This is a genomic window from Microbacterium sp. M3 (assembly GCF_033548675.1).
Taxonomy (GTDB): Bacteria; Actinomycetota; Actinomycetes; order Actinomycetales; family Microbacteriaceae; genus Microbacterium; species Microbacterium arthrosphaerae.
In genome coordinates this window covers 123,978-145,933 of sequence record NZ_JAWTZT010000004.1, presented here as the reverse complement: position 1 = coordinate 145,933, position 21,956 = coordinate 123,978, and the positions used below count along the sequence as shown (strand labels likewise).

19 protein-coding genes and 1 tRNA gene are annotated in these 21,956 nt (G+C 71.2%); 12 read left to right on the top strand and 8 right to left on the bottom strand.

All coding sequences use genetic code 11. The features are described 5' to 3' along the window. The first annotated feature begins 5 nt into the window (after positions 1–5). The 7 genes from R8Z57_RS12970 (at position 6) to R8Z57_RS12940 (ending at position 7,380) form a co-directional block, all read left to right on the top strand. A complete protein-coding gene (locus R8Z57_RS12970; protein WP_318354206.1) occupies positions 6–572 on the top strand; it encodes a signal peptidase I in 567 nt (188 codons plus the stop codon). An 87-nt stretch (positions 573–659) separates the two neighbouring features. Further along, positions 660–1,067 carry a hypothetical protein gene (locus R8Z57_RS12965; RefSeq protein WP_318354205.1) on the top strand — a complete coding sequence of 136 codons (408 nt, stop codon included), beginning with the start codon at positions 660–662 and terminating at the stop codon, positions 1,065–1,067. A 128-nt stretch (positions 1,068–1,195) separates the two neighbouring features. Continuing rightward, complete coding sequence (locus R8Z57_RS12960) at positions 1,196–3,025, top strand: Ig-like domain-containing protein (protein ID WP_318354204.1); 1,830 nt, start codon at positions 1,196–1,198, stop codon at positions 3,023–3,025. A gap of 75 nt (positions 3,026–3,100) precedes the next feature. Further along, positions 3,101–3,814 (top strand): response regulator transcription factor, encoded by a 714-nt coding sequence (locus R8Z57_RS12955; protein WP_318354492.1) that lies wholly within the window; start codon positions 3,101–3,103, stop codon positions 3,812–3,814. Then, a complete protein-coding gene (locus R8Z57_RS12950; protein WP_318354203.1) occupies positions 3,807–5,030 on the top strand; it encodes a sensor histidine kinase in 1,224 nt (407 codons plus the stop codon). Before R8Z57_RS12955 ends, R8Z57_RS12950 begins: the two co-directional genes overlap by 8 nt. A 38-nt stretch (positions 5,031–5,068) precedes the next feature. Further along, positions 5,069–5,710, top strand: a complete 642-nt coding sequence (locus tag R8Z57_RS12945; RefSeq protein WP_318354202.1) for a helix-turn-helix domain-containing protein — start codon at positions 5,069–5,071, stop codon at positions 5,708–5,710. Next, entirely contained in the window at positions 5,707–7,380 is a 1,674-nt protein-coding gene (locus R8Z57_RS12940) for an MDR family MFS transporter (protein WP_318354201.1), read from the top strand. The genes R8Z57_RS12945 and R8Z57_RS12940 overlap by 4 nt, the downstream gene beginning before the upstream one ends. Before the next feature lie 53 nt (positions 7,381–7,433). On the opposite strand, the gene R8Z57_RS12935 is transcribed toward R8Z57_RS12940, so the two are convergent. Continuing rightward, positions 7,434–8,627 carry an acyl-CoA dehydrogenase family protein gene (locus R8Z57_RS12935; protein ID WP_318354200.1) on the bottom strand — a complete coding sequence of 398 codons (1,194 nt, stop codon included), beginning with the start codon at positions 8,625–8,627 and terminating at the stop codon, positions 7,434–7,436. 84 nt (positions 8,628–8,711) lie between these two features. Here R8Z57_RS12935 and R8Z57_RS12930 point away from each other — a divergent pair, with 84 nt between their 5' ends. The 5 genes from R8Z57_RS12930 (at position 8,712) to R8Z57_RS12910 (ending at position 13,027) form a co-directional block, all read left to right on the top strand. Continuing rightward, positions 8,712–9,839: a 3-oxoacyl-[acyl-carrier-protein] synthase III C-terminal domain-containing protein gene (locus R8Z57_RS12930; protein ID WP_318354199.1), complete on the top strand. Its 1,128-nt coding sequence runs from the start codon at positions 8,712–8,714 to the stop codon at positions 9,837–9,839. Positions 9,840–9,849: 10 nt separating this feature from the next. Then, positions 9,850–10,551, top strand: coding sequence for an iron-containing redox enzyme family protein (locus tag R8Z57_RS12925; protein ID WP_318354198.1), 702 nt, complete (start codon positions 9,850–9,852; stop codon positions 10,549–10,551). 1 nt (position 10,552) lies between these two features. Next, positions 10,553–11,404: a DUF6999 family protein gene (locus R8Z57_RS12920; RefSeq protein WP_318354197.1), complete on the top strand. Its 852-nt coding sequence runs from the start codon at positions 10,553–10,555 to the stop codon at positions 11,402–11,404. A 65-nt stretch (positions 11,405–11,469) separates the two neighbouring features. After that, the gene (locus tag R8Z57_RS12915) at positions 11,470–12,195 is read left to right on the top strand and encodes a histidine phosphatase family protein (protein ID WP_318354196.1); all 726 of its coding nucleotides are present in this window, start codon (positions 11,470–11,472) and stop codon (positions 12,193–12,195) included. Further along, positions 12,179–13,027 carry an ADP/ATP-dependent (S)-NAD(P)H-hydrate dehydratase gene (locus R8Z57_RS12910; RefSeq protein ID WP_318354195.1) on the top strand — a complete coding sequence of 283 codons (849 nt, stop codon included), beginning with the start codon at positions 12,179–12,181 and terminating at the stop codon, positions 13,025–13,027. Before R8Z57_RS12915 ends, R8Z57_RS12910 begins: the two co-directional genes overlap by 17 nt. Positions 13,028–13,183: 156 nt before the next feature. Here the strand turns inward: R8Z57_RS12910 and R8Z57_RS12905 are convergent, their stop codons facing one another. The 7 genes from R8Z57_RS12905 to R8Z57_RS12875 all read right to left on the bottom strand — a co-directional run bounded on the left by R8Z57_RS12905 (position 13,184) and on the right by R8Z57_RS12875 (position 21,934). Beyond that, positions 13,184–14,707, bottom strand: coding sequence for a SulP family inorganic anion transporter (locus R8Z57_RS12905; RefSeq protein WP_318354194.1), 1,524 nt, complete (start codon positions 14,705–14,707; stop codon positions 13,184–13,186). 205 nt (positions 14,708–14,912) lie between these two features. Further along, complete coding sequence (locus tag R8Z57_RS12900) at positions 14,913–17,285, bottom strand: glycoside hydrolase family 65 protein (RefSeq protein ID WP_318354193.1); 2,373 nt, start codon at positions 17,283–17,285, stop codon at positions 14,913–14,915. A 128-nt stretch (positions 17,286–17,413) separates the two neighbouring features. Then, positions 17,414–17,755, bottom strand: coding sequence for an ATP-dependent DNA ligase (locus R8Z57_RS12895; protein ID WP_318354192.1), 342 nt, complete (start codon positions 17,753–17,755; stop codon positions 17,414–17,416). Between the two features lie 248 nt (positions 17,756–18,003). Next, complete coding sequence (locus tag R8Z57_RS12890) at positions 18,004–20,226, bottom strand: AAA family ATPase (protein ID WP_318354191.1); 2,223 nt, start codon at positions 20,224–20,226, stop codon at positions 18,004–18,006. A gap of 315 nt (positions 20,227–20,541) precedes the next feature. Further along, positions 20,542–20,826 carry a hypothetical protein gene (locus tag R8Z57_RS12885; protein WP_318354190.1) on the bottom strand — a complete coding sequence of 95 codons (285 nt, stop codon included), beginning with the start codon at positions 20,824–20,826 and terminating at the stop codon, positions 20,542–20,544. Positions 20,827–20,917: 91 nt separating this feature from the next. Then, positions 20,918–21,008 (bottom strand) — tRNA-Ser (locus R8Z57_RS12880). 74 nt (positions 21,009–21,082) lie between these two features. Beyond that, a complete protein-coding gene (locus tag R8Z57_RS12875; protein ID WP_318354189.1) occupies positions 21,083–21,934 on the bottom strand; it encodes a class II glutamine amidotransferase in 852 nt (283 codons plus the stop codon). Positions 21,935–21,956: the final 22 nt, after the last annotated feature.

The following is a 21,956-nucleotide window of genomic DNA, read 5'->3' as shown; positions in this document are numbered from 1 at the left end:
ACGACATGAGCGCCGCGACAACGTTCCAGCGAGTCGGCAAGGGCGCGATCACCGCGATCGCCGTCGCCGCCACCATCATCGCGGCGCTCATGTTCGTGCCGGGGCTGCTCGGCCTCGACCGCTACGTGATCACGGGCGGCTCGATGTCGGGCACCTTCGAGCGCGGCGCGCTCGTCTTCGAGGAGCAGGTGCCGGTCTCGGAGCTGCGTCCCGGCGACGTCATCACCTACCTCCCTCCCGCCGATTCGGGCGTCACCGAGCTCGTCACCCACCGGATCGTGTCGATCGAGCCCCACCCGAACGGCGGCGACGCGATGGTGTTCCGCACCCAGGGCGACGCGAACGCGGGCATCGACCCCTGGACCTTCACGCTCGCCGACTCGGTCCAGCCGCGCGTGGTCGGCTGGGTGCCGGCGGTGGGGTGGGTGTTCATCGCCCTCGCCGACCCGCGCATCCGGATGCTGGCCATCGGGCTCCCCGCCGCCGCCATCGCCCTGCTCTTCCTGCGCGACCTCGTCCGCACCACGGCGCGGAGCCGCGACCGCTCGCCCGCCACGGCGGCAGCGCACTGAGCTCTTGGCCCGCGCGGCGCGCGGGTCACGACCCACCCTCCCGACGCCCGTCGCCCCACGACGGCGCACCGTCCCCCGGAGCCCGCCATGGCACGCCTCCCCGCCCGCCTGCACGTCCCCGCCCGGCACCGCCTGCTCGCCGGTACCGCGACGGCGATCCTCCTCGTCGTCTCGGTGCTCCACCTCATGAGCGCCGCGGCGGGCGATCCCGGCCAGGAGCCCGCGGCGATGGCCTCGGCCGCGCTCGGCGCCGCCGGCATCGTCGCGGCGCTGCGCCTCAGCACCGCTCGCTGCTTCGAATCCCGCCTGACCATCGTGCTCATCGGCGGCGCCACGCTTCTCGGCGTGGCGCTCGCGCACACCGTCGGCGCCCCCGGTTCGGCCCCCGTCGCGTGGAGCCCGCGCGACGTGCTCCTGGCCGCGCTCGCCGCCGGGCTCACGGCCTCGTGGCCCGCCACCGTCGCCCGCCGTGCGGCCGAGCGCTGCCCGCGCTGAGCGCCGCGCCCCACCGACCCGGGTGAGCTGCCCCCGCTGATTGTGGCTCGGGCGAGGCGGTCCCGTGGCACGGCTGTTACCCGCCCGCGCGTAGCGTCGGGAGCACCGCATCCGACGAGGAGAACCCGATGACCGCTGGCGCATTCCGCACCTCGGTCCTCTTGCTGCTCGCGGCCGTCCTCCTCGTGGTGGGCCCGCTCAGCCCGGCGCTCTCGTCGGCGTCGTTCACGGCGCAGACCTCCAACACGGGCAACCGCATCGGCGCCGCCGCCGACTGGACGCCCCCCACCGTCGCCGTGCAGCAGCCGGCGGGCACGCTGCGTGACACGACGACGGTCACCGCGCTCGCGTCCGACGCCGAGACCGGCATCCGCAGCGTCGTCCTGTCGTTCCAGGCCGTCGGCGCGACGACCTGGACGACCCTGTGCACCGCGACCGCGAGCCCCTACACCTGCTCGTGGAGCACCCGCAGCGTGGCCGACGGCGCATACGACCTGCGCGCCGTCGCGACCGACAATGCGGGCTACGTCACGACGTCGGCCCCGGTGCGCGCGACGGTCGGCAACACCGTCACCGTAGTCCTCGCCGAACCGGGCGACGTGGTGCGTGGAAGCATCTCGCTGGCGACGACGCTGCAGAACGCCGGCACCGCCGCCTACGCGGTGAGCGTCGAGTACGCCCCCGCCGGGTCGACCAACGCCAACAGCTGGAAGACCGCGTGCACGAGCACCGTCGCCCCCTACACCTGCTCCTGGAACACCGCCTCCGTCGCCAACGGCTTCTACGACCTGCGCGCGACCGCCACCGCGAACGGCGTCACGACCCTGTCGAACGTCGTCACCGAACTGCTGGTCGACAACGCCGCGCCGACGGCGGTCATGACCGACCCGGGCTCGCCGCTGCGCGGCACCGTCACGCTCGCCGCGACCGCGTCCGACGCCGACTCCGGCGTGGCGCGCGTCGTGATCCAGCTCGCTCCGAACGGCACCTCGTCTTGGCAGGACGCCTGCATCCTCACGGCCCCGCCGTACTCGTGCCGGTACTCGACGACGTCGCTCGCCGCGGGTGCGTACGTCTTCCGCGCGGTGGCGACGGATGCCGCGGGCAACACCGCGATGTCCGCAGCAACCGCCGCGCGCACCGTCGACAACTCCGTCGCGTCCGTCGCGATGGAGGACCCGGGCGCCTTCCTCGGCGGAACGGCGACCCTCACGGCGACGGCCAACGCGACCGCCGGCATCGCGAGCATCGCCATCCAGGTCGCGCCCAACGGCACCACCTCGTGGACCACGGTGTGCACTCCCACGGCCTCGCCCTTCAGCTGCGCGTGGAACTCCCGCTCGGTCGCCGACGGACTGTACGACTTCCGCGCGGTGCTCACCGACGCCACGGGCGCGACGACGACCTCCGCGGTCGTGAGCGCCCGGCGCGTCGACAACCGCGCGGTGCGCGGCGTGGACGTGCAGACCGCGAACGGCGGCGCGACCGCCGGACGCCTGGAAGCCGGCGACACCATGACGTTCACCTACAGCACCCAGATGAGCCCCGCCAGCATCGCCACGGGCTGGAACGGCGCCGCCACCGCCGTCACTCTGCGCCTGCGCGACGGCAACCTGCTCTCGCTCGGGGCCGCGGGCGACACGGTCGACGTTCTCCGGTCGAACGCCGCGGTGAACCTCGGCTCGGTGAACCTGCGGGGCGACTACATCAAGAACAACAAGACCTCCACGTTCAACGCCACCATGACGGCGACCACGGTCACCGTGAACGGCCTTCCCGTGACCGTCGTGCAGATCACCGTGGGCACCCTCGCAAGCGGTGGTGCGCTGCGCACGGCGCCGACCACGGCGGCGGCCGCCATGGTCTGGACGCCGTCCGCATCGGCCACCGATCTCGGCGGCATCGCCTCTTCGAACGCGCCCGTGACCGAGACGGGCACCCTGGACCGGGAGTATTAAGTGAGCGACCGACGCGACGACACCCCGGGCACCACTGCCGCGCCGGGCGACGACGACATCGATAGCATCGACGTCGTGGGGCAGCGGATCCTGGTCGTGGAAGACGACGACGGCATCGCCGTCCCCCTGGTGCGCACCCTCAGCCGCGAGGGCTACGAGGTCGAGCGAGTCGCCGAGGGCGCGACGGCCGTCGCCCGCGCGCTCGGCGACAGGTTCTCGCTCGTCGTCCTCGATCTGGGCCTCCCCGACATCGACGGACTCGACGTTTGCCGGCAGCTCCGCGACGAGGGCTTCGCCGGGGGCATCATCATCCTGACCGCCCGCGACGGCGAGCTCGACCGGGTGGTCGGGCTCGACGTCGGCGCCGACGACTACATCGCCAAGCCTTTCGCGCTGGCCGAGCTGCTCGCGCGGCTGCGCGCGCTGCTGCGGCGGAGCGCGGGCCCGCTCGCCGCCGCGCCTCCGGCGGACGCGCCGCAGCCGGCATCCGCCGACGCCCTCACCGTCGACGCCGACGCACGCCGGGTGTTCGCCGGCGACCGCGAGATCGCCCTCAGCACGAAGGAGTTCGATCTGCTCGAGCTGCTCGACCGCAACCGGGGCGCCGTCGCCACGCGCGAGCGGCTGATGGACGAGGTGTGGGACGAGAACTGGTTCGGCTCGACCAAGACCCTCGACGTGACGATCGCCCGTCTGCGGCAGAAGCTCGAGGACTCGGGTGCCGACGTGCGGATCACGACGATCCGCGGCGTCGGCTTCCGCCTCGACGACGGGGCGGCGGATGCGTGAACGCCTCGTGCTGGCGTTCGTCGCCCTCGCGGTCGGCATCATCGCGCTGTACGGCATCCCCCGCGCGTACATCGTCGCCGACCTGATCCAGACCAGCGAGGAGCGCCGCGTGGTGCGGCTGGCCGACTTCCTGGCGGTGCTCATGGCCGAGCGCGAGGCGGAGGGCGAGGTCACCGAGGAGTTCCTCGAGCCGCTCCTCATCTCGGGCGAGCACATCGTCTACGTCGGCGCCGACGGCACGCGGGTGCAGGCGGGCGAGGAGCCCGCCGACGACGACATCGTGGCCACCGCCGAGATCGAGGGCGGCGGGAGCGTCGAGTTCGGTCGTTCGAACGAGCTCATCTCGGGCCGCGTCCAAGAGGCGGTGATGCCGGTCGTCGTCATCGGCGTCGCGCTCATGATCGCCTCGGCCGTGGTCGGCGTGGTGCTCGCCCGGCGCCTGTCGCGGCCCTTCACGCGCCTGGCCGGCGCGGCGCGCGACCTCGGCACCGGCTCGCTCGCCCCCGAGCCCGCCGACCTGCGCATCCCCGAGGCGCGGGCGATCGACCAGGCGCTGCGCGCCAGCGCGACGACGCTCGAGCAGCGGATCCGGCGCGAGCACGAGTTCGCCGCCAACGCCTCGCATCAGCTGCGCACGCCCATCACCGCACTGCGCCTGGAGCTCGAGGATCTGTCGCTGTGGCCCGAGACGCCACCCCCCGTGCGGGCGCAGCTCGAGCACGCGCTGCGTGAGATCGACCGGCTCTCGGACGCCATCGGGCAGCTGCTCGAACTCGCACGCGGCGCGACCCCGGGGTCGGACGCCTGGACGCCGCTCGGTCCGATGCTGGAGCAGGCGGGCCGACGCTGGACGGCGCAGGCCGTCTCCCAGCGGCGCGAGATCCGCGTCGAGTCGGCGCGGGTCGCCGACGTGACCGCGCCCGCCCCGACGACGCAGATCCTCGACGTGCTGCTGCACAATGCCCTGCAGCACGGCCGCGGGCGGGTCACGGTCTCGGCAGCGCGCGCGAACGGCTACGTCACCGTGAGCGTCGCCGACGAGGGACAGCGCCCCAGCGGCAACGCCATCTTCCAGCGCAGAGCCGGCAAGAGCACGGGCGGCGGCGAGGGCATCGGCCTCGCGCTGTCGGCCGAGCTGGCGGAGGCGCTCGGCGGGCACCTCCTCCTCGACTCCTCCCCGACGACACGGTTCTCCCTGATCCTCCCGCAGCGGTGAACTTGCACGCTCGTCGCTAGAGTGCAAAACTGCATGATGTGACCGATAGTGCAGATGGACTCCGCGAGCGCCGCCGCGCCGAGACGACGCGCGCCCTCATCCGCGCCGCCCGTCGCTTCACCGCCGAGCACGGCCTGACCGGCTTCACGGTCGAAGAGCTGTGCAGCGAGGCCGCGGTGTCACGACGCACGTTCTTCAACTACTTCGCCTCCAAGGACGACGCGGTGCTGGGCATGCCGCTGGAGCGGTCGGATGCCGTGGCCATCGCCCGCTTCCTCGCGCGCGACGCCGACGGACCCGGCCTCTCGCCCACCCTCCTGACCGACCTCGCCGTGCTCGCGGAAGAGCGCTGGCGAGCCCTCGACATCGCCCCCGACACCGTGCAGGACCTGTTCCGCGCGGTCGAGAAGGAACCGCGGCTGCTCGCCCGCATGCTCGAGCTGGGCGCCGAAGGCGAGAAGTTCGACGCGCGGCTCATCGAGCAGCGCGAGAGCCTGCCGCCCGGCGACCTCCGCGCCCAGGTCGCTGCGCACGTCGTCGGCGCACTCGTCCGCTCGGCGGCCGCCGAGTTCCTGCAGCCGGGCAACACCGACACGTTCATCGACATCTTCGAGCGCCGCATCGACGCCGCCCGAGACCTCTTCGCCAGCCAGACCGCACTGATGGGAATCCCCGAATGACCACCGCCACCGTCCCGACCGCCCCGCCCGGCGGCGATGCACCGTTCCTGCTGACGCAGCGCCGCATCTGGATCATCTTCTCGGCGCTGATCGCCGGCATGCTCCTCTCGAGCCTCGACCAGACGATCGTCTCGACCGCGATGCCGACGATCGTCGGCGAGCTGGGCGGCGTCTCGCACCAGGTGTGGATCACCACGGCCTACATCCTCGCCACCACCATCGTCATGCCGATCTACGGCAAGTTCGGCGACGTGCTGGGCCGGCGGCGGCTGTTCATGGTCGCGATCGCGATCTTCACGCTCGCCTCGATCGGCTGCGCCTTCGCCACCGACTTCTGGATGTTCGTCGTCTTCAGGGCTCTCCAGGGCGTCGGCGGCGGCGGCCTCATGATCCTGTCGCAGGCGATCATCGCCGACATCGTGCCGGCCGATCAGCGCGGCAAGTACCTCGGCCCGCTCGGCGGCGTCTTCGGCCTCGCCGCCGTCGCCGGCCCGCTCCTCGGCGGGTTCTTCGTCGACCACCTCACGTGGCAGTGGGCGTTCTACATCAACATCCCGATCGGCATCGCGGCGTTCCTGGTGGCGATGTTCGCCCTGAAGCTGCCGAACAAGAAGGCCGAGAAGCCCATCGACTGGCTCGGCGTCGTGTTCCTCTCGATCGCGACCACGTGCCTCATCTTCTTCACCGATTTCGGCGGCTCTGCCGACTTCGGCTGGGAGCACGGCGCCACCTGGGCGTGGGGAGCGGGCCTCGTCGCCGCGGCCGGCCTCTTCGTCTTCACCGAGTCGCGGGCGGCGGACCCGATCATGCCGCTGGCGATGTTCCGCAACCCGATCTTCGTCAACGCCACCGCGATCGGCATGGCGATCGGCATCGGCATGTTCGCCGCGCTCGGCTTCGTGCCGACGTTCCTGCAGATGTCGTCGGGCACGTCGGCTGCGGCATCCGGTCTTCTCCTCCTTCCGATGATGGTCGGCGTGATGGGCACGTCGATCGCGTCGGGTCTGCTGATCACACGGACCGGCAGGTACAAGCTGTTCCCCATCGTCGGCACGCTCATCGTCGGCGTCGCGATGGTGCTGATGACGACGCTGACGGCGACCACCCCGATCTGGCTGATCTGCACCTATCTGTTCCTCTTCGGCGTCGGGCTCGGCTGCATCATGCAGGTCGTGGTGCTCGTCGTGCAGAACGCCGTGCCCGCCGCCGACCTCGGCACGGCGACCTCGACGAACAACTACTTCCGCGAGGTGGGCGCCGCGCTCGGCGTCGCGGTGTTCGGCACGCTGTTCACCACGCGGCTCACCGAGAACCTGACGAAGGTGTTCACGGATGCCGGCGCCACCGCCGAACAGGCCGGTGAGGCGACGTCGACCATCGACCCGTCGGTGCTGAACTCGCTGCCGGACGCCGTGCGGACCGGTGTGGTCGACGCGTACGCCGACGCGCTGGCGCCGGTGTTCTGGTACCTCGTGCCGTTCATCGCCGTCGCGTTCGTGCTCGCGCTGTTCCTCAAGGAGATCCCGCTGTCGGACGTCGCCGGGCTCGTGGCCCGCGGCGAAGCGGTCGGCGGCGAGGAGGCGGAGCGCCTGGAGGCCGAGCAGCGCGCGACCGCGGCATCCGCCAAGACCCCTCGGGCCCGCGCGGCGTCCTCCGACCACGACGAGTAGCGGCAGCTGCCCGCCCGCCCGCCCCGTCACGCGGGGGCGGGCGGGCCGCGCCGTCAGCCGCGGAAGGCGGCGATGCCCGTCAGGTGCTGGCCGAGGATCAGCGTGTGCACCTCGTCGGTGCCCTCATAGGTGCGCACCGACTCGAGGTTGTTCGCGTGGCGCAGCGGCGAGTACTCGAGCGTGATGCCGTTGCCGCCCAGCATCGTGCGGGCCTCGCGGGCGATCTCGATGGCCGCGCGCGTGTTGTTGAGCTTCGCCGCCGAGATCATGTGCGGCTCGAGCTTTCCGGCATCCTTCAGGCGCCCCAGCCGCAGCGCCAGCAGCTGCGCCTTCTGGATCTCGAGAGCCGCGTCCACCAGCTTCCGCTGCGTCAGCTGGAAGCCGGCGAGCGGGCGGCCGAACTGAGTCCGCTCCAGCGCGTAGGCGAGCGCCTGCTCGTAGCTGTCGCGCGCCGCCCCGACCGCGCCCCATGCGATGCCGTAGCGGGCCTCGTTCAGGCACGAGAACGGCCCCCGCAGGCCGATCGCGCCGGGGAGCACGGCGTCCTCCGGCACTCGGACGCCGGCCAGCTCGATGTCGCACTGGATCGACGCGCGCATCGAGAGCTTCTGCGCGATCGGACGCGCGGTGAACCCGGGGGCGCCGGTCGGCACGAGGAAGCCGCGCACCCCCTCCTCGGTCCGCGCCCACACGACGGCGACGTCCGCGATGGACGCGAGCCCGATCCAGCGCTTGGCACCGTCGATCACCCACTCGCCGCCCTCGCGCCGCGCGACCGTCGCCATCTTCGTGGGGTCCGATCCCGCGGTCGGCTCGGTCAGCGCGAAGCAGCCGATCGCCTCGCCGCGCGCCATCGCCGGCAGCCACCGCTGCTTCTGCTCGTCCGACCCGTGCTTCGAGATGGCCGTCATCGCGAGCGATCCCTGCACCGAGACGAAGGTGCGGATGCCGGAGTCCCCGGCTTCGAGCTCCTGCATGGCGAGCCCGTACTCCACAGCCGAGCGCCCCGCGCACCCGAAGCCCTCGAGATGCATCCCCAGGAGCCCCAGCTCGGCCAGCTCGGGTACGAGCTCGATCGGGAAGACAGCGTCGTCGAACCACCGCGCGATGCCCGGACGGATGCGGCGGTCGACGAACTCGCGGACGGTGTCGCGCACCGCGCGCTCGGCGTCGGTGAACTCGTCGTCGAGGTTCAGCAGGTCGCTCGCGGCGCGCAGCTCGTCGATGTGCAGGGCGGGATCGGTCATGCGCGAACACTAGCCGCTCGACGTCGGGATCCTCACTGCGGATCCTCGGTCACGGCTTCGGTCGCGTCATCTAGTCTCATCACCATGGCGACCACCGCGACGGCGTACCTGACGGGGTTCGGCCGCTATCTTCCCGGCGCGCCGGTCGACAACGACGGCATCGTCGCCCGGCTGGGCGGCGATGACCCCGTCACCGAGCGGATCCGCCGCCGCGTGCTCGAGTCCAACGGCATCCGTCAGCGTCACTATGCGCTGGACGAACAGGGCGAGCCGACCGAGCTCAACGAGGAGCTGGCGGTCAAGGCGCTGCGCGCGGCGCTCGACGACCGCGGGATCGGCGCCGAGGACCTCCGCATGCTCGCGACCGCGACGACGATGGGCGACGTGCTCGTCCCCGGCTTCGCTTCGATGGTGCACGGGCGGCTCGGCGGCGGCCCCCTGCAGCTGCTGTCGGCCTCGGGCGTCTGCGCGTCGAGCCTCGCCGCGCTCGACGCGGTCGTCAGCAAGATCCGGCTCGGCGACCACCCGCGAGGAGCCGTCGTCGCCTCGGAGGTCGCGAGCCGCAGCCTGCGTCAGCGCCGCTACGACGGCATCCGGGCGGGCATGGACGCGCACTTCCTCCGCTGGATGCTCTCCGACGGAGCCGGGGCTGTCGTCGTCGAGTTCCAGCCGCACCCCGACCGCCCGTCGCTGCGCGTGGACTGGGTGCGTCAGGTGTCGCTCGCGCACGAGCACGACGTCTGCATGCGCGCCGGCATGACCGGAGCCGAACCGGTGGTCGGCGGCACGTGGCAGGACCTCTCCATCGACGACGCCGCCTCGGCCGGCATGTTCCTGCTGCGGCAGGACGTGAGCATGCTCGACGACCTCGCCGAAGCCGGCATCCGTCAATTCGAGCAGCTGGTCGACATCGGGCTGGTCGACGTGCGCCATCTCGACCATGTCGTCTGCCACTACAGCACCAACGTCTTCCGCGACGTCGCGTTCGAGGCGCTCCGCCGCCGCATCCCCACCCTCGACACCGAGCGCTGGTTCTCCAACCTCGAGACGCGCGGCAACACCGGCTCGGCGAGCATCTTCATCGCCCTCGAAGAGGCCTGGCGCACGGGCCGCTTCGCGCCGGGCGAGACCGTCCTCCTCGCCGTCCCCGAGTCGGGACGGTTCTCGTTCGCCTTCGCCCACCTGACCGTGGTGGCGCCACCCGCCCTATAGGAGCACCGCAATGACGACCTACGCCACGACCACCAGCGCGGATGCCGCACCCCAGGTGGCAGTGTCCCTCTACGAACGGCTGGCTGAGGTGTGGACCCACCTCGAGGAGCAGCTCGACGAGGTGCCGGTGCTGCGCCGGCTCGCCGACGGCACCGTCACCATCGACGACTACCGCCGGCTGCTGTTCAACCTGCGCCAGCAGGTCGTCGACGGGTCGCCGTGGATCTCGCGCGCAGCGGCCAGCTTCGACATCGCCCACTTCGAGCTGCGGTCGGCGGCCATTCGTCACGCCGAGGAGGAGCACCGCGACTACCTCATGATCGAACGCGACTACGTGGCGGTCGGCGGGTCGCTCGACGAGCTGCGCGCGGGCCGCAAGAACATCGGCTCCGAGGCGCTGTCGGGCTACATGTTCCACTACGCCGCCCAGCCGAACCCCGTGGGACTGCTCGGCGCGATGTTCATCATCGAGGGGCTGGGCGCGCAGCGGGCCGCCGGGTGGGCCGCTCGCTTCCAGGAGGTGCTGGGCCTGGCCGACAGCCAGGTGCACTTCATGCGGTACCACCAGCAGGCCGACGCCGAGCACACCGGCGCCCTCGAGGCGATCCTCTCGTCGGGCATGATCGACGACGCGGCGGCCGACGACATCGTCCGCTGCGCCGAGGTGGTGGCGCGGCTCTACGTCATGCAGCTCACCGAGCTGGACTCCTGACGTGCCCGAGTTCGTCCGCTCCGACCCCAGCATGTGGGAGGCGATCTACTCCGATCCCTCCGTCCCGCTCGACCGCGCACTGGTGCGGCAGATCATCGACGACCAGCGCCGGCTGTCGCGACGCTGGCTGTACCCGATCGCACGCGTCGTCTCGCGGGTGCTCGTCGCGCTGATCTCGGTGGTCAAGCGGGTCCTGCCGTTCCGCTGGATGCCGCTGCACACCATGGACACGCTGTGCGTCTGGTTCCTGCGGCGCTTCGTCTCACCCGACGCGGTCGAGCTGCTGATCCGCCACTTCGTGATCGAGACCAACCTCGTCAACTTCATCATCCGCAACACGTCGGTGCAGATGGCGCCGGTGACGCTCCGCCCCGAGACGCTGTCGGGCCTCGGCGACCAGGCGGTCGTCGAGCACGACGTCAACGTCTACGACGTGCTCATCGCGCTCGACGGCGTGCCGCTCACGCGCCCCGAGACGCTCGACTTCCAGCAGCTCGACATCCCTCGATTGGATGCCGAGCGCGGCCGCCGCCGGCTGCTCAACCTCGACATCCAGACCGCGCTGTGCTTCATGAACATCCCGTTCTCGATGGCGCTGACGGTCGAGGAGTACCGCCGGGCCGTCCACTCGATCCGGTTCGACGACTCGTTCCTCGAGATCCTCGCCCTCGTGTGCGACGACGAGACGTTCCGGCACTGGAAGATCGCGGGCATGAGCCTGTGGATGGACTCGAACGTCGATGTGCCGCGCATGGTCTACCGTCACGCGCTCGTGTGCGAGTACGCGCACGCGCAGCTCGTCAAGATCGCGCACGGCGCCTACCCGCGGCAGACCGCGGTCGAGTTCGACTGATAGGCCTCGGCGCCGCGGTCCGCAACCCCTGCCGCCGCGGCGGTGGTCATCCCTAGCCTGGGGGCATGGCGGTTCAGGAGCTATGGCTGGTGCGGCACGGCGAGAGCGTCGGGAACGTCGCGGCGACGCAGGCCGAGATCGACGGGCTCGACGCGATCCCGCTCGACATCCGCGACGCGGACGTGCCGCTCTCGCCCACCGGCGAGGAGCAGGCGGAGGCCCTGGGGCGCTGGCTCGACGAGCACCGCGGCGATCTCGACGTGCTGTGGGTGTCGCCGTACGCCCGCGCGCGGCAGACCCTCGCCATCGCGTGGGGCGATGGCGAGGAACCCGCGGCGCTGGCGGTCGACGAACGGCTGCGCGACCGGGAGCTGGGGATCCTTGACCTGCTGACGCGCCGCGGCGTCGCCCGCCTGCATCCCGAAGAGACCGCGCGTCGGCTGCATCTCGGAAAGTTCTACCACCGGCCGCCGGGCGGCGAGTCGTGGGCCGATGTCGCGCTTCGGCTGCGGTCGTTCCTCCGGGACGCTCTGGCCGGTCCGGGCGAGCGCGCCCTGCTGGTCGCGCACGACGCGGTGGTCATGCTCGTGCTCTACATCCTGCTGCCGATGCGCGAGGAGGAGCTGCTCGACTTCGCCGTCGACCACACCGTGCTGAACGCCTCGGTCACGCACCTCGTGCGGGGCGCCGACGGCTGGAGGCTCGAGACGTTCTCGGACGTCACCCACCTGCAGCGCGAGGGCGCTGAGATCACCGTTCACCCCGGAAACCCCGATGTCGAGCCCGAGTGAGGCCGTCACCCCCGCGCTGCTGCGCGAGTGGGGGCTCCCCGACCCCGGCGACTCGAAGAAGGCGCGGGGCGAGATCATGGTCGTCGGCGGGTCGCGCAGCTCTCCGGGCGGCGCCCTGCTGGCCGGCGAGGCGGCGCTGCGCGTCGGTGCCGGGCGGCTGGGCCTCGCGGTGCCGCGCTCCATCGACGCCCACGTCGGCATCGCGCTGCCCGAAGCGGGGATCTTCGCACTTCCGGACGACGCCGCCGATCCGCTCGAGGGACGACTGCGCGACCATGTCGCGTCCGCTGACGCGGTGCTCGTGGGCCCCGGCTTCGACGACCCCGACGAGACCCGGGCGACGCTCCTGGCCGTCGCCGCCACCGGGACCGCGTGCCTCGTCCTCGACGCCTTCGCCATCGGCGTGCTGCCCGGCGTCGACCGATCCGCTCTGCCGTCGCGGTTGATCCTCAACGCCAACAAGGAGGAAGCCGCGATCCTGCTCGGGCGGGAGCTCGGCGACGACGTGTCCGCCGACCTCGGGGAGGTGGCCCGCCGATACGACGCCGTGATCAGCTGCTACGACGTGACGGTGCATCCTGACGGACGCTCGTGGCGGATGGACGAGGGCGGCCCGGGCCTCGGGACCTCGGGCAGCGGCGACGTCCGGGCCGGCGCGATCGCCGGTTTCGCCGCCCGCGGCATCCCGTCCGAACGGGCGGCCGTCTGGGGCGCCTGGACGCACGCCCGCGCCGGCGACCGGCTGACCGAGCGCACCGGGCTCGGGTTCCTGGCGCGCGACCTCGCGGCCGAGCTCACGCCGACCCTGAAGGACGCACTCGCTCCCAGCTGACGGCGACAACACCGCGCCCGTGCCCGCGCCTCACCCCACCCCCGTCGAGATCGTGCGTTCTCGGCGAGACTCTACGTTGTCGGCGCCCACGACGTGGTGTCTCGCCGAGATGCTGCCATCTCGGCGCGGGTGGGGCGGACGAACGAGCGCGCCGGGTCAGTGCCCGGCGCCCATGCCCCCGCTGAGCCGGCGGTGCATCGTGCTCGTGGCGTCGTTCATGCCCTCGAGCACCACCGTCTTGCCCTGGTGCTCGTACTTGGTGACGACCGCGTCGAGCGCCGCCACCGTCGACGCGTCCCAGATGTGCGAGCGCGACATGTCGATGACGACGCGCTCCGGGTCGTGCGAGTACTCGAACTGGGTCGTGAGGTCGTTGCTCGACGCGAAGAACAGCTCGCCGTCGACGGTGTATCGCACGGTCGGCTCGGCCGCATCCCGGTCGACCCGGCGCTGCACCGTCACGAAGTGGGCGACCCGGCGCGCGAAGAGCACCATCGCCGCAAGCACGCCGACGCCGACCCCGATGGCGAGGTTGTGAGTCCAGACCGTGATGCCGACGGTGACGAGCATCACGGCGGTCTCACTCTTCGGCATCCGCTTCAGAGTCGACGGCTTCACGCTGTGCCAGTCGAAGGTGGCGACCGACACCACGATCATCACGGCCACGAGCGCCGCCATCGGGATGATCGCGACGATGTCGCCGAGCACCAGCACGAGCACCAGCAGGAAGACACCCGCCAGGAACGTCGAGATGCGCGTGCGTGCACCCGAGGCCTTGACGTTAATCATCGTCTGGCCGATCATCGCGCAGCCGCCCATGCCGCCGAAGAGGCCCGACAGCACGTTGGCGGCGCCCTGACCGAACGCCTCGCGCGTCTTGCGCGAGTGGGTGTCGGTGATCTCGTCGACGAGCTTCGCGGTCATGAGCGATTCGAGGAGGCCGACGACCGCCATCGCCGCCGCGTAGGGGGCGATGATCTGCAGGGTCTCCCACGTGAGCGGCACGTTCGGGATGAAGAGCTGCGGCAGGCTCTCGGGCAGCTCCCCCTGGTCGCCGACGTTCGGCACGTTCAGACCGAACACCACGACGGCGGCGGTGAGCAGCACGATCGCGACCAGCGGTGCGGGCACGACCTTCGTCCACCGCGGCATGAGGTACATGATCAGCAGGCCCACTGCGACAAGCGGGTACACCAGCCACGGCACGTCGATGAGCTGGGGGAACTGCGCGGCGAACACCAGGATCGCGAGGGCGTTGACGAAGCCGACCATGACGCTGCGCGGGATGAAGCGCATGAGCTTCGCCACGCCGAGGGCCGCGAGCACGATCTGAACGAGCCCGCCCAGCATCACGGTGGCGATGAAGTAGTCGATGCCGTACTCGCGCGCGACCGGTGCGATCACCAGCGCGACGGCGCCGGTGGCCGCCGTGATCATCGCGGGGCGGCCACCGAGGAACGCGATCGCCACAGCCATGACGAACGACGCGAACAGACCCATGCGCGGGTCGACCCCCGCGATGATCGAGAACGCGATCGCCTCCGGGATGAGCGCGATGGCGACCACCAGACCGGCGAGCACCTCGCGGGTGAGCAGGCGCGGGCTGCGCAGCGCCTGCAGGACCGTGGGCTCGATGCGATAGCGGCTGGCGGGATCCTGGACGGGGATGACGTCGGTCATGGCGCTCCTGATGGTGGAGGGAGGAGTGGATCAGCGCGCCGTCGCGCCGGGCCGGAAGGGGCGGCGGGGGGAAGGAGGGGACGCGACGTGATCACGCCTCGGCGATTCCAGCGTACGTCTCCCACGCGCTCGCGCCCGCCCGGCGGCGTCCTGGCGCACGGGGCAGCTTCGATGACGGATGCCGCAACCCGGCGCGGTACGGAGGTCAGTGCTCCTCGTGGTCGCCGTCGGCGGCGGCGAGGAGCTCGTGCGGCGACCGGCCCTTCGGCTGGCGCGGCGCGGGACCGGGGTCGGCGAGGGGCGGCGTCTCAAGTCGCACCGGCGTGCCGGGCTCCAGAGTGACGTCGTCGTCGAAGTGGCGTATCCGCAGCGCCGGCCCGGCGTCGATCGCGTAGGTCGTCGCCTCCTCCGTCACCTCGACCCGGAGCGTGCGGCCCTCGAGGCAGATTCCGAACGCCATCCCCGTCAGCGGGTGGGCGAGCCGCGGCGTGAACTGCAGACCCGCATCCGTCTCGCGCATGCCGCCGAAGCCCGCGGTCAGCGCTGTCCAGACGCCGGCGAGCGCGGCGATGTGCAGGCCGTCGTCGACGTCGTCGCGCAGGTCGGCGAGGTCCACGGTGGCGGCCTCGGTGAGGTAGTCCATCGCGAGGTCGACGTGACCCACCCGCGCCGCGACCACCGCCTGCGCCGGCGCCGACAGCGACGAATCACGGACCGTGAGCTCTTCGTAGTAGGCGAAGGCGCGCGCGGTCTGTTCCGCGGTGAACGCCTCGTGAGCGACCTGCAGCGCCAGCACCAGATCGGCCTGCTTCACGACCTGCTTGCGGTAGAGGTCGAAGTAGGGGAAGTGGTCCTGCAGCGGGTACTGCGCGGCATCCGTCCCCTCGAAGTCCCACCGCTCGCGCTCGGTGAACCCCGCGGACTGCTGGTGCACCTGCCGCTCGTGGTCGTAGGGGATCGTCATCGCCACGGCCGCGCGGGTCCATTCGGCCATCTCGTCGGCGCCGACGCCGAGCCGGCGCGCATGGTCGGGGTGCCGGCGGGCGACCGCGGCGGCCGCCTCGAGGTTGCGCTGCGCCGAGAGGTTCGTGAAGACGTTGTCGTCGACGAGCGCGGAGTATTCGTCGGGCCCGGTGACGCCGTCGATGTGGAACGACCCGTCGGCGCCCCACCGGCCGAGCGTCACCCACAGCCGCGCGGTCTCGACGAGCAGCTCGAGCCCATGATCGCGTTCGAAGTCGGTGTCGCCGGTCGCGCCGACGTAGAGGACCACCGCCGCGGCGATGTCGGCGTTGATGTGGAAGGCCACGGTGCCGGCGGGCCAGTACCCCGAGCACTCGCGGCCGCTGATGGTGCGCCACGGGAACGCCGCACCCGCCAGGTGCAGCTGCGTCGCCCGTTCGCGCGCGAGGCCGAGCACCGCGTGGCGCCAGCGCAGCACGTCGCGCGCGGCATCCGGAATCGTGTAGGTCAGCACCGGCAGGACGAACGCCTCCGAGTCCCAGAACGTGTGCCCCTCGTAGCCCGGCCCCGTGAGCCCTTTGCCGGGGATCGGGCGGCCCTCGGCGCGCGCGGCCGACTGCAGCACCTGGAAGAGCGCGAACCGCGCCGCCTGCTGCAGGCGCGGCGAGCCGTCGAGGCGCACATCGGCGTGCGCCCAGAACCGGTCGAGGTACGCGCGCTGCTCGTGCACGAGTCCCTCCCACCCGAGCTCCCGCGCCGCCGCGAGCGTGGCCTCGACGCGATCGCGCAGAGTGGCGTCTTCGAGGGCGTCGGCGGATTCGTGGGCGACGTACTTCACGATGCGGATGCCGTCGCCCCGGCCGAGTCGCGCGCGCACCGTGGTGCGGGCGACGTCGTCGGCGACCTCGGTGTCCACGGTCGCGCGGCCCTCGACCACGTGGTCCATGCCCACCGCGACGGAAATGCCGCTGCGCCGCGTGCGGTGGAGGAGCGTCGCCCGCTCACCACTCACGAACGTCTCGACCGGCACCAGGGGTCGTTCGAGCGCCTTCTTGACGCGCTCGTCGGGATGGACCTCGGGCAGCGGCTCGTTCGCGACGATCTCCGAGAGGAGCGTCACGTCGAGGTGGGCGTCGGTCGCCTCTACCTCGTAGTCGATCGCGGCGAGGGAACGGTGCGTCAAGGAGATCAGGCGGGTCGAGCGGACGGTCACACCGCGCCCGGTGGGCGACGTCCATCGCACTTCGCGGCGCAGCACGCCGGCGGCGAAGTCGAGGAACTGCGTCTGCTCGTGGAGCGTGCCGCTGCGGATGTCGAAGGGCTCGTCGTCGACCAGCAGCCGGATCACCTTGCCGTCGGGCACGTTGATGACCGTCTCGCCGGTCTCAGGGTAGCCGTACCCGTCTTCGGCGTAGGGCATGGGGTGCTGCTCGTGGACGCCGTTGAGGTACGCGCCCGGCACCTTGCACGGGTCTCCCTCGTCGAGGCTGCCCCGCCAGCCGACGTGCCCGTTCGACAGCGCGAACACCGACTCGCGCCGCGCGATGCGCTCGGGATCCCACCCGGTGGCGCCGATCCCCCAGGGCGCGATGTCGAAGGGGTCGCCCGAGGTCATGCGTCGTCCTGCCGTCGGGCTTCGCGCGGGCTGTCCATGCCGCCATTCTGTGCGGCGGCGATCGACGGCGACCGGGGGTTGCCTGCCGTCCCCCGCGCCGCTATGCGATGGTTCGGAAGCTCGTCGCCTCACCCGCCGACGAGATGGTGGTCGGGGTGCGGTTGGCTGCTCGGCGCAGCCGGCTCCGGTACGACATACAGTCCGGACTGAGAGTTCGCGGTGCACGACAGCGCGTCGATCCATGCGGGATTCAGCTGGGGCAGCCGGCTGCCATAGAACTTGTAGACGAGCGAGCACCGCGGATGCACCCAGATCGCCGTGCGTCCGTCGCCGATGCTGGCGTCGTCGCGCCAACTGAAGTGGAAAGGCTCACCGCGCCGGAGTTTGGTGCCGATCACGACCATGAGGTGCGCGAGCGTACGGTCGTCGAGATCGACCTTTACCGTGCCTTCGTACGTCAGCTTGCCCATGTGCGCTGCCCTCTTCGGCTGATGTCATCGGTTTCAGGGGCGAGCCTGAGAGTCAGGAGCCGGCGGACCCGGCCACTTCGTACGGTACGCCGATATCCGACATGCGCAACCGCCTGTCCGCATGACGCGGCGACCGTTGGGAGACACTCTGAGGAGAGGTTGCGCGATGCGGATGGCCCGTGAGCGCGGCGAGTACCGGATCCACCTACCTTTTTCCGCCGAGGGACTACGAATTGTCCGCCGAGGGGCTACGAACTGATCGCGCCGATCAGTTCGAGGTGATGCGCCCGGTCGACGGCCTCTGAACGAGTGGTGGCGCCGATCTTGCGGAAGACCGCCGACAGCTGGGTATTGACCGTGTTCACCGACACATGCAGCCGTTGCGCGATCTCGTCCCGGGTGAGATGCGTCTGCAGGTACGGGATCAGACGCTGCTCGGCCGCGGTGAGCGCGATCGACGGGTGAGACGCCGCCCGCAGCGCCTTCTGCGCGCGAGCCTGTTCGCGCACATCGGCGATGCGGGCGCGGAGCGCCGCGCCGACGGTCGGGGCGGGAAAGAGCTCGTCGATCTCGTCGAGCAGCACCGTCGCAGAGTCGGTGTCGCCGATGAGGAGATGCGCGCGCGCGATGAGGAGTCGGGTCGGAATGCTCAGCAGCGGCACGGCGGTCCCGGAGCGGTGTCGCTCCGACATCGCCTGGGCCAGGTGTCGCCGTCCCGACACGCTGCGCCCGGCTTGCAACTGAACGCAGGCGGCCGCCGCCTGGGCGTACGGCGCCATCACATATCCGTCGATGCCGCCGTCGTCGATGGCATCCAGGGCGCGCTGCACGTGCTCCTCGGCCACGCCCCATGCGCCGTCCTCGATCGACACGAACGCGAACTCGGACTCGGCGATCGCCACGGACGCCGGGTTGTTGCGCGCCCGAGCGACGTCGATCGCCTCCCTGAGCACCGCGAAGCCGCGCTCGGTGTCGCCGCTGTGGAGGAGCGTGCTGCCCAGGATCTGCAGGGCCGGGTCACGCCAAGGGCTCTCGAGGGGCTCGGTCGCGACGGCGAACTGCGCATCCGCCAGGGCCGTGTCCACGCCGCCCGGCATCATGATGGCGCGGATCATGGCCTTCGCGGAGGCGACGTTCATGCCCCCGGCATCCGCGTCATCGGGGACCCGCTCCAGCAGCGTCGCCCACTTGCGGGCATCGTCGTCGTCGCCGGCGAGAACGGCGAACCAGGTGATCACGATCACGGCGGACGCGTTCTCGAGCAGGTTCGCATCGCCGATCGCACGGAACCACCGCCCGAGGGTGGCGCTCTGGCCCGCCTCGTACGCCTGCAGGCCCGCGGCGGTGACGAGGTTGGTGGCCAGGCGGAAGTCCGCCGCGGCGAGCGCGTGGTCGATCGCGGCAGGCAGCTCACCGCGCTCGGCGAACCATGCGGCGGCACGGGCGTGCAGCCCCGGCACCGAGCTGCCTTCCTCCAGCTGGAGCGCCGCCTGGAGGTACTCGCGGAAGAGCGGGTGGAGCCGGTACGCCCGGCGCGTGGGGTCCGCGGTCACGAAGAGCTGGCGCGCTTCCAGGTCGCGCAGAACGTGCGCCGAATCCGTGCGTTCCAGCACGGCGTTGCAGAGATCTGGGATGTGCGTGCTGAGGATCGAGCTGCGCATCAGGAACGTGCGGGTGTCCTCAGGCAGGTCGCGGATGAACTCCTGGTACAGGTAGTCGGCCAGAACGGGGCTCTCCGCGGACGGACGGAACGGCTCCTTCGCCGACAGGAGCGCACACATGTGGATGCCGGCTGCCCACCCGTCGCACAGCTCCACCCACTGGTCGAGCACCGACTCCGAGACCTGTACGCCGGCCTCGGCAGCCAACTGCTCGGCGCCGTGGGCATCGATCCGCAGATCGCCGGCGTCGATCTCCGCCGCCGAGCTCGCCAGCCGATTGCGGGCGAGCTGAGTGAGCCGGTGTCGACTGGCGAGCACGACCTGCGACCCCTCGGGGATGCGACTGAAGACGACATCCAGCACATCGATGCAGTCGGGGTCCTGCAGCACATGCAGGTCATCGACGAACAGGACGAACGGAACGTCCTGCCGTTCGAGCACGAGGGCAAGAGCCGGCGCGAGGCGTCCGAGGACGGCATCCTGCGCGCTCGCGAGAAGATCGATGACCGCACGCGACTCGGAAGCGAATCCGGCGCACGCATGGGCGAGCAGGCGAACGAGTGTCGACGGGTCATCGTCCTCCGCACGGAGGGTGAGCCATCCCGTCGGGCGTGTCTCCGACTGCGCCCACTCGGCGAGGAGCGACGTCTTCCCATAGCCGGCCGCGGCGGTCACCGTGACGAGCCGGGAGGAACCCGTGCGTGCCGAATGGATGAGGTCGGCGCGATGGACGAACGAGCTGTTGAACTTCGGCGCGCTCGTCTTGCTCTCGAGCACAAGCGCACTCAGGAGCGGATCGTCGGTACCCATTCAGCTTCCCCCTCGCCTGCGCCGCCCTGCGGCCCGCGCCGTTCTCTCGCAGCCACCGCCCGATGGCCGACGAGACTCACCGGTCGTCGCGACGGCCGCGCGCGCTGTCGCGCCAGGCTTCACAGTATCTCGGTGATGCGGGGGTCGCGTGCCGCGTTCTACCTTTCAGGAGGTCGCGACTGACCCAGCGGCTCGCGATCCGGTACCCGGGGGCTCGCCCTCTCGGGGTGAGGGTGGGAGAACGTGCTCACTCCCGCGCGTCGCGCCAGACCCCACTGGCGCGGCGCGCGCTCTTCGCGGAATGGCACCCAGGGCTCAGATCCGAGCGGTTCCCGACCGACCCGCACGGCGGCGAGCTCTCAGGCGGTGGAGGGCGTAGGCGGCGGTCGCGAACGCGACCCCCGCAGCGATGAACAGCCAGAACGGCAGCGCGTAGCCGGGGTTGCCGGAACATAGCTCGTGCACCGGTCCGCTGGGGAGCACGGCAGTGGGCGGCAGAAAGAGAGACCCGCAGGACTCCGTAGGCAGGAAGCCGATGATCACCGCGGCGACGAACGCCGCGACGGCTCCGCCTTGCAGGCGCCACAGCACGAGGGGCATGGGCGTCAGGATATCGGCACCGTCAGAGAAGAAGGCCTGCGTCGCGATGAGCCAGAGAAGACGAAAACCCCTGCTTCAACAGGGGTTTTCATGGCGGTGACGGTGGGATTTGAACCCACGGTAGGGGGTTACCCTACACAACTTTTCGAGAGTTGCACCTTCGGCCGCTCGGACACGTCACCGCCGACAAGCTTACGACACGCGAGCGGATGCCGCGAATCGGCGTCCGACCGGCCTCGGCCGCGGCATCCCGGCGTCACGCGTCGAGGAACGGCCGGTGGTGGTAGCCGTCGGGATCCAGCACGGCGACGGTCGACTCCGGCACCTCGAGGAACACCCCCGGCAGATCGTTGAGCGGCTCCGACACGACGACCTGCGCGTGGTCGCCGAAGAGCGACAGCCGCTCGGCGTCGGGGTACATGGACCGGATCGTCGGCACGTCGGCCGAGTGGAAGAGCGTGCGAGAGCGTCCCTGCGACGAGTAGCGGAACGCCCACATGGTGCGCCCGTCCGAGACGGCGAGCGTGCCCTGCATCGGGAACTGCACCCCGGCGGCGTGCCCGACCTCCTCGACCCGGCGGATCGCCGCGCCGACCGCGGCGACCGGGTCGTCGGCCAGGCCGAACGTGAGCGCGAGGTGGAAGAGCACCTCGGTGTCGGTCGTCCCCTGGATCTCGGGGTACAGCGACGGGTCGACGGCGAGCGCGAGTTCGCGCTTGATGAGCCCGAACTGCGAGATCGCGCCGTTGTGCATGAACAGCCACTCCTCGTGGCGGAACGGGTGGCAGTTCGTCTGCTGGATCGGCGGCGCCGCGGCCGCCCGCACGTGCGTGAAGAAGAGCGGGCTCAGGATCGCGCGGCTGATCTCGCGGAGGTTCGCGTCGTTCCAGGCCGGCTCGATGCTGCGGAAGACGAACGGATGCCGCGACCCCGCGGCATCCGTCCCCTCCCCTTCGACGGGGTACCAGCCGAGGCCGAACCCGTCGCCGTTGACCGTCTCGGCCCCGAGCGGGGAGTTCTGCGACATCGCGACGACGGAGTGCTTCGCGTCGAGGATGAGGGCGGCCGGCTGGAGCGGCTCCCCGGTGTAGGCCAGCCAGCGGCACATCGCAGCCCCCTGTGTGCATCGG

Coding starts and splice junctions, on each gene's coding strand:
- R8Z57_RS12970 (WP_318354206.1), top strand. CDS start 6: ATGAGCGCCGCGACAACGTTCCAGCGAGTCGGCAAGGGCGCGATCACC.
- R8Z57_RS12965 (WP_318354205.1), top strand. CDS start 660: ATGGCACGCCTCCCCGCCCGCCTGCACGTCCCCGCCCGGCACCGCCTG.
- R8Z57_RS12960 (WP_318354204.1), top strand. CDS start 1,196: ATGACCGCTGGCGCATTCCGCACCTCGGTCCTCTTGCTGCTCGCGGCC.
- R8Z57_RS12950 (WP_318354203.1), top strand. CDS start 3,807: ATGCGTGAACGCCTCGTGCTGGCGTTCGTCGCCCTCGCGGTCGGCATC.
- R8Z57_RS12940 (WP_318354201.1), top strand. CDS start 5,707: ATGACCACCGCCACCGTCCCGACCGCCCCGCCCGGCGGCGATGCACCG.
- R8Z57_RS12935 (WP_318354200.1), bottom strand. CDS start 8,627: ATGACCGATCCCGCCCTGCACATCGACGAGCTGCGCGCCGCGAGCGAC.
- R8Z57_RS12930 (WP_318354199.1), top strand. CDS start 8,712: ATGGCGACCACCGCGACGGCGTACCTGACGGGGTTCGGCCGCTATCTT.
- R8Z57_RS12925 (WP_318354198.1), top strand. CDS start 9,850: ATGACGACCTACGCCACGACCACCAGCGCGGATGCCGCACCCCAGGTG.
- R8Z57_RS12915 (WP_318354196.1), top strand. CDS start 11,470: ATGGCGGTTCAGGAGCTATGGCTGGTGCGGCACGGCGAGAGCGTCGGG.
- R8Z57_RS12910 (WP_318354195.1), top strand. CDS start 12,179: ATGTCGAGCCCGAGTGAGGCCGTCACCCCCGCGCTGCTGCGCGAGTGG.
- R8Z57_RS12905 (WP_318354194.1), bottom strand. CDS start 14,707: ATGACCGACGTCATCCCCGTCCAGGATCCCGCCAGCCGCTATCGCATC.
- R8Z57_RS12900 (WP_318354193.1), bottom strand. CDS start 17,285: ATGACCTCGGGCGACCCCTTCGACATCGCGCCCTGGGGGATCGGCGCC.
- R8Z57_RS12895 (WP_318354192.1), bottom strand. CDS start 17,755: ATGGGCAAGCTGACGTACGAAGGCACGGTAAAGGTCGATCTCGACGAC.
- R8Z57_RS12890 (WP_318354191.1), bottom strand. CDS start 20,226: ATGGGTACCGACGATCCGCTCCTGAGTGCGCTTGTGCTCGAGAGCAAG.
- R8Z57_RS12885 (WP_318354190.1), bottom strand. CDS start 20,826: ATGCCCCTCGTGCTGTGGCGCCTGCAAGGCGGAGCCGTCGCGGCGTTC.
- R8Z57_RS12875 (WP_318354189.1), bottom strand. CDS start 21,934: ATGTGCCGCTGGCTGGCCTACACCGGGGAGCCGCTCCAGCCGGCCGCC.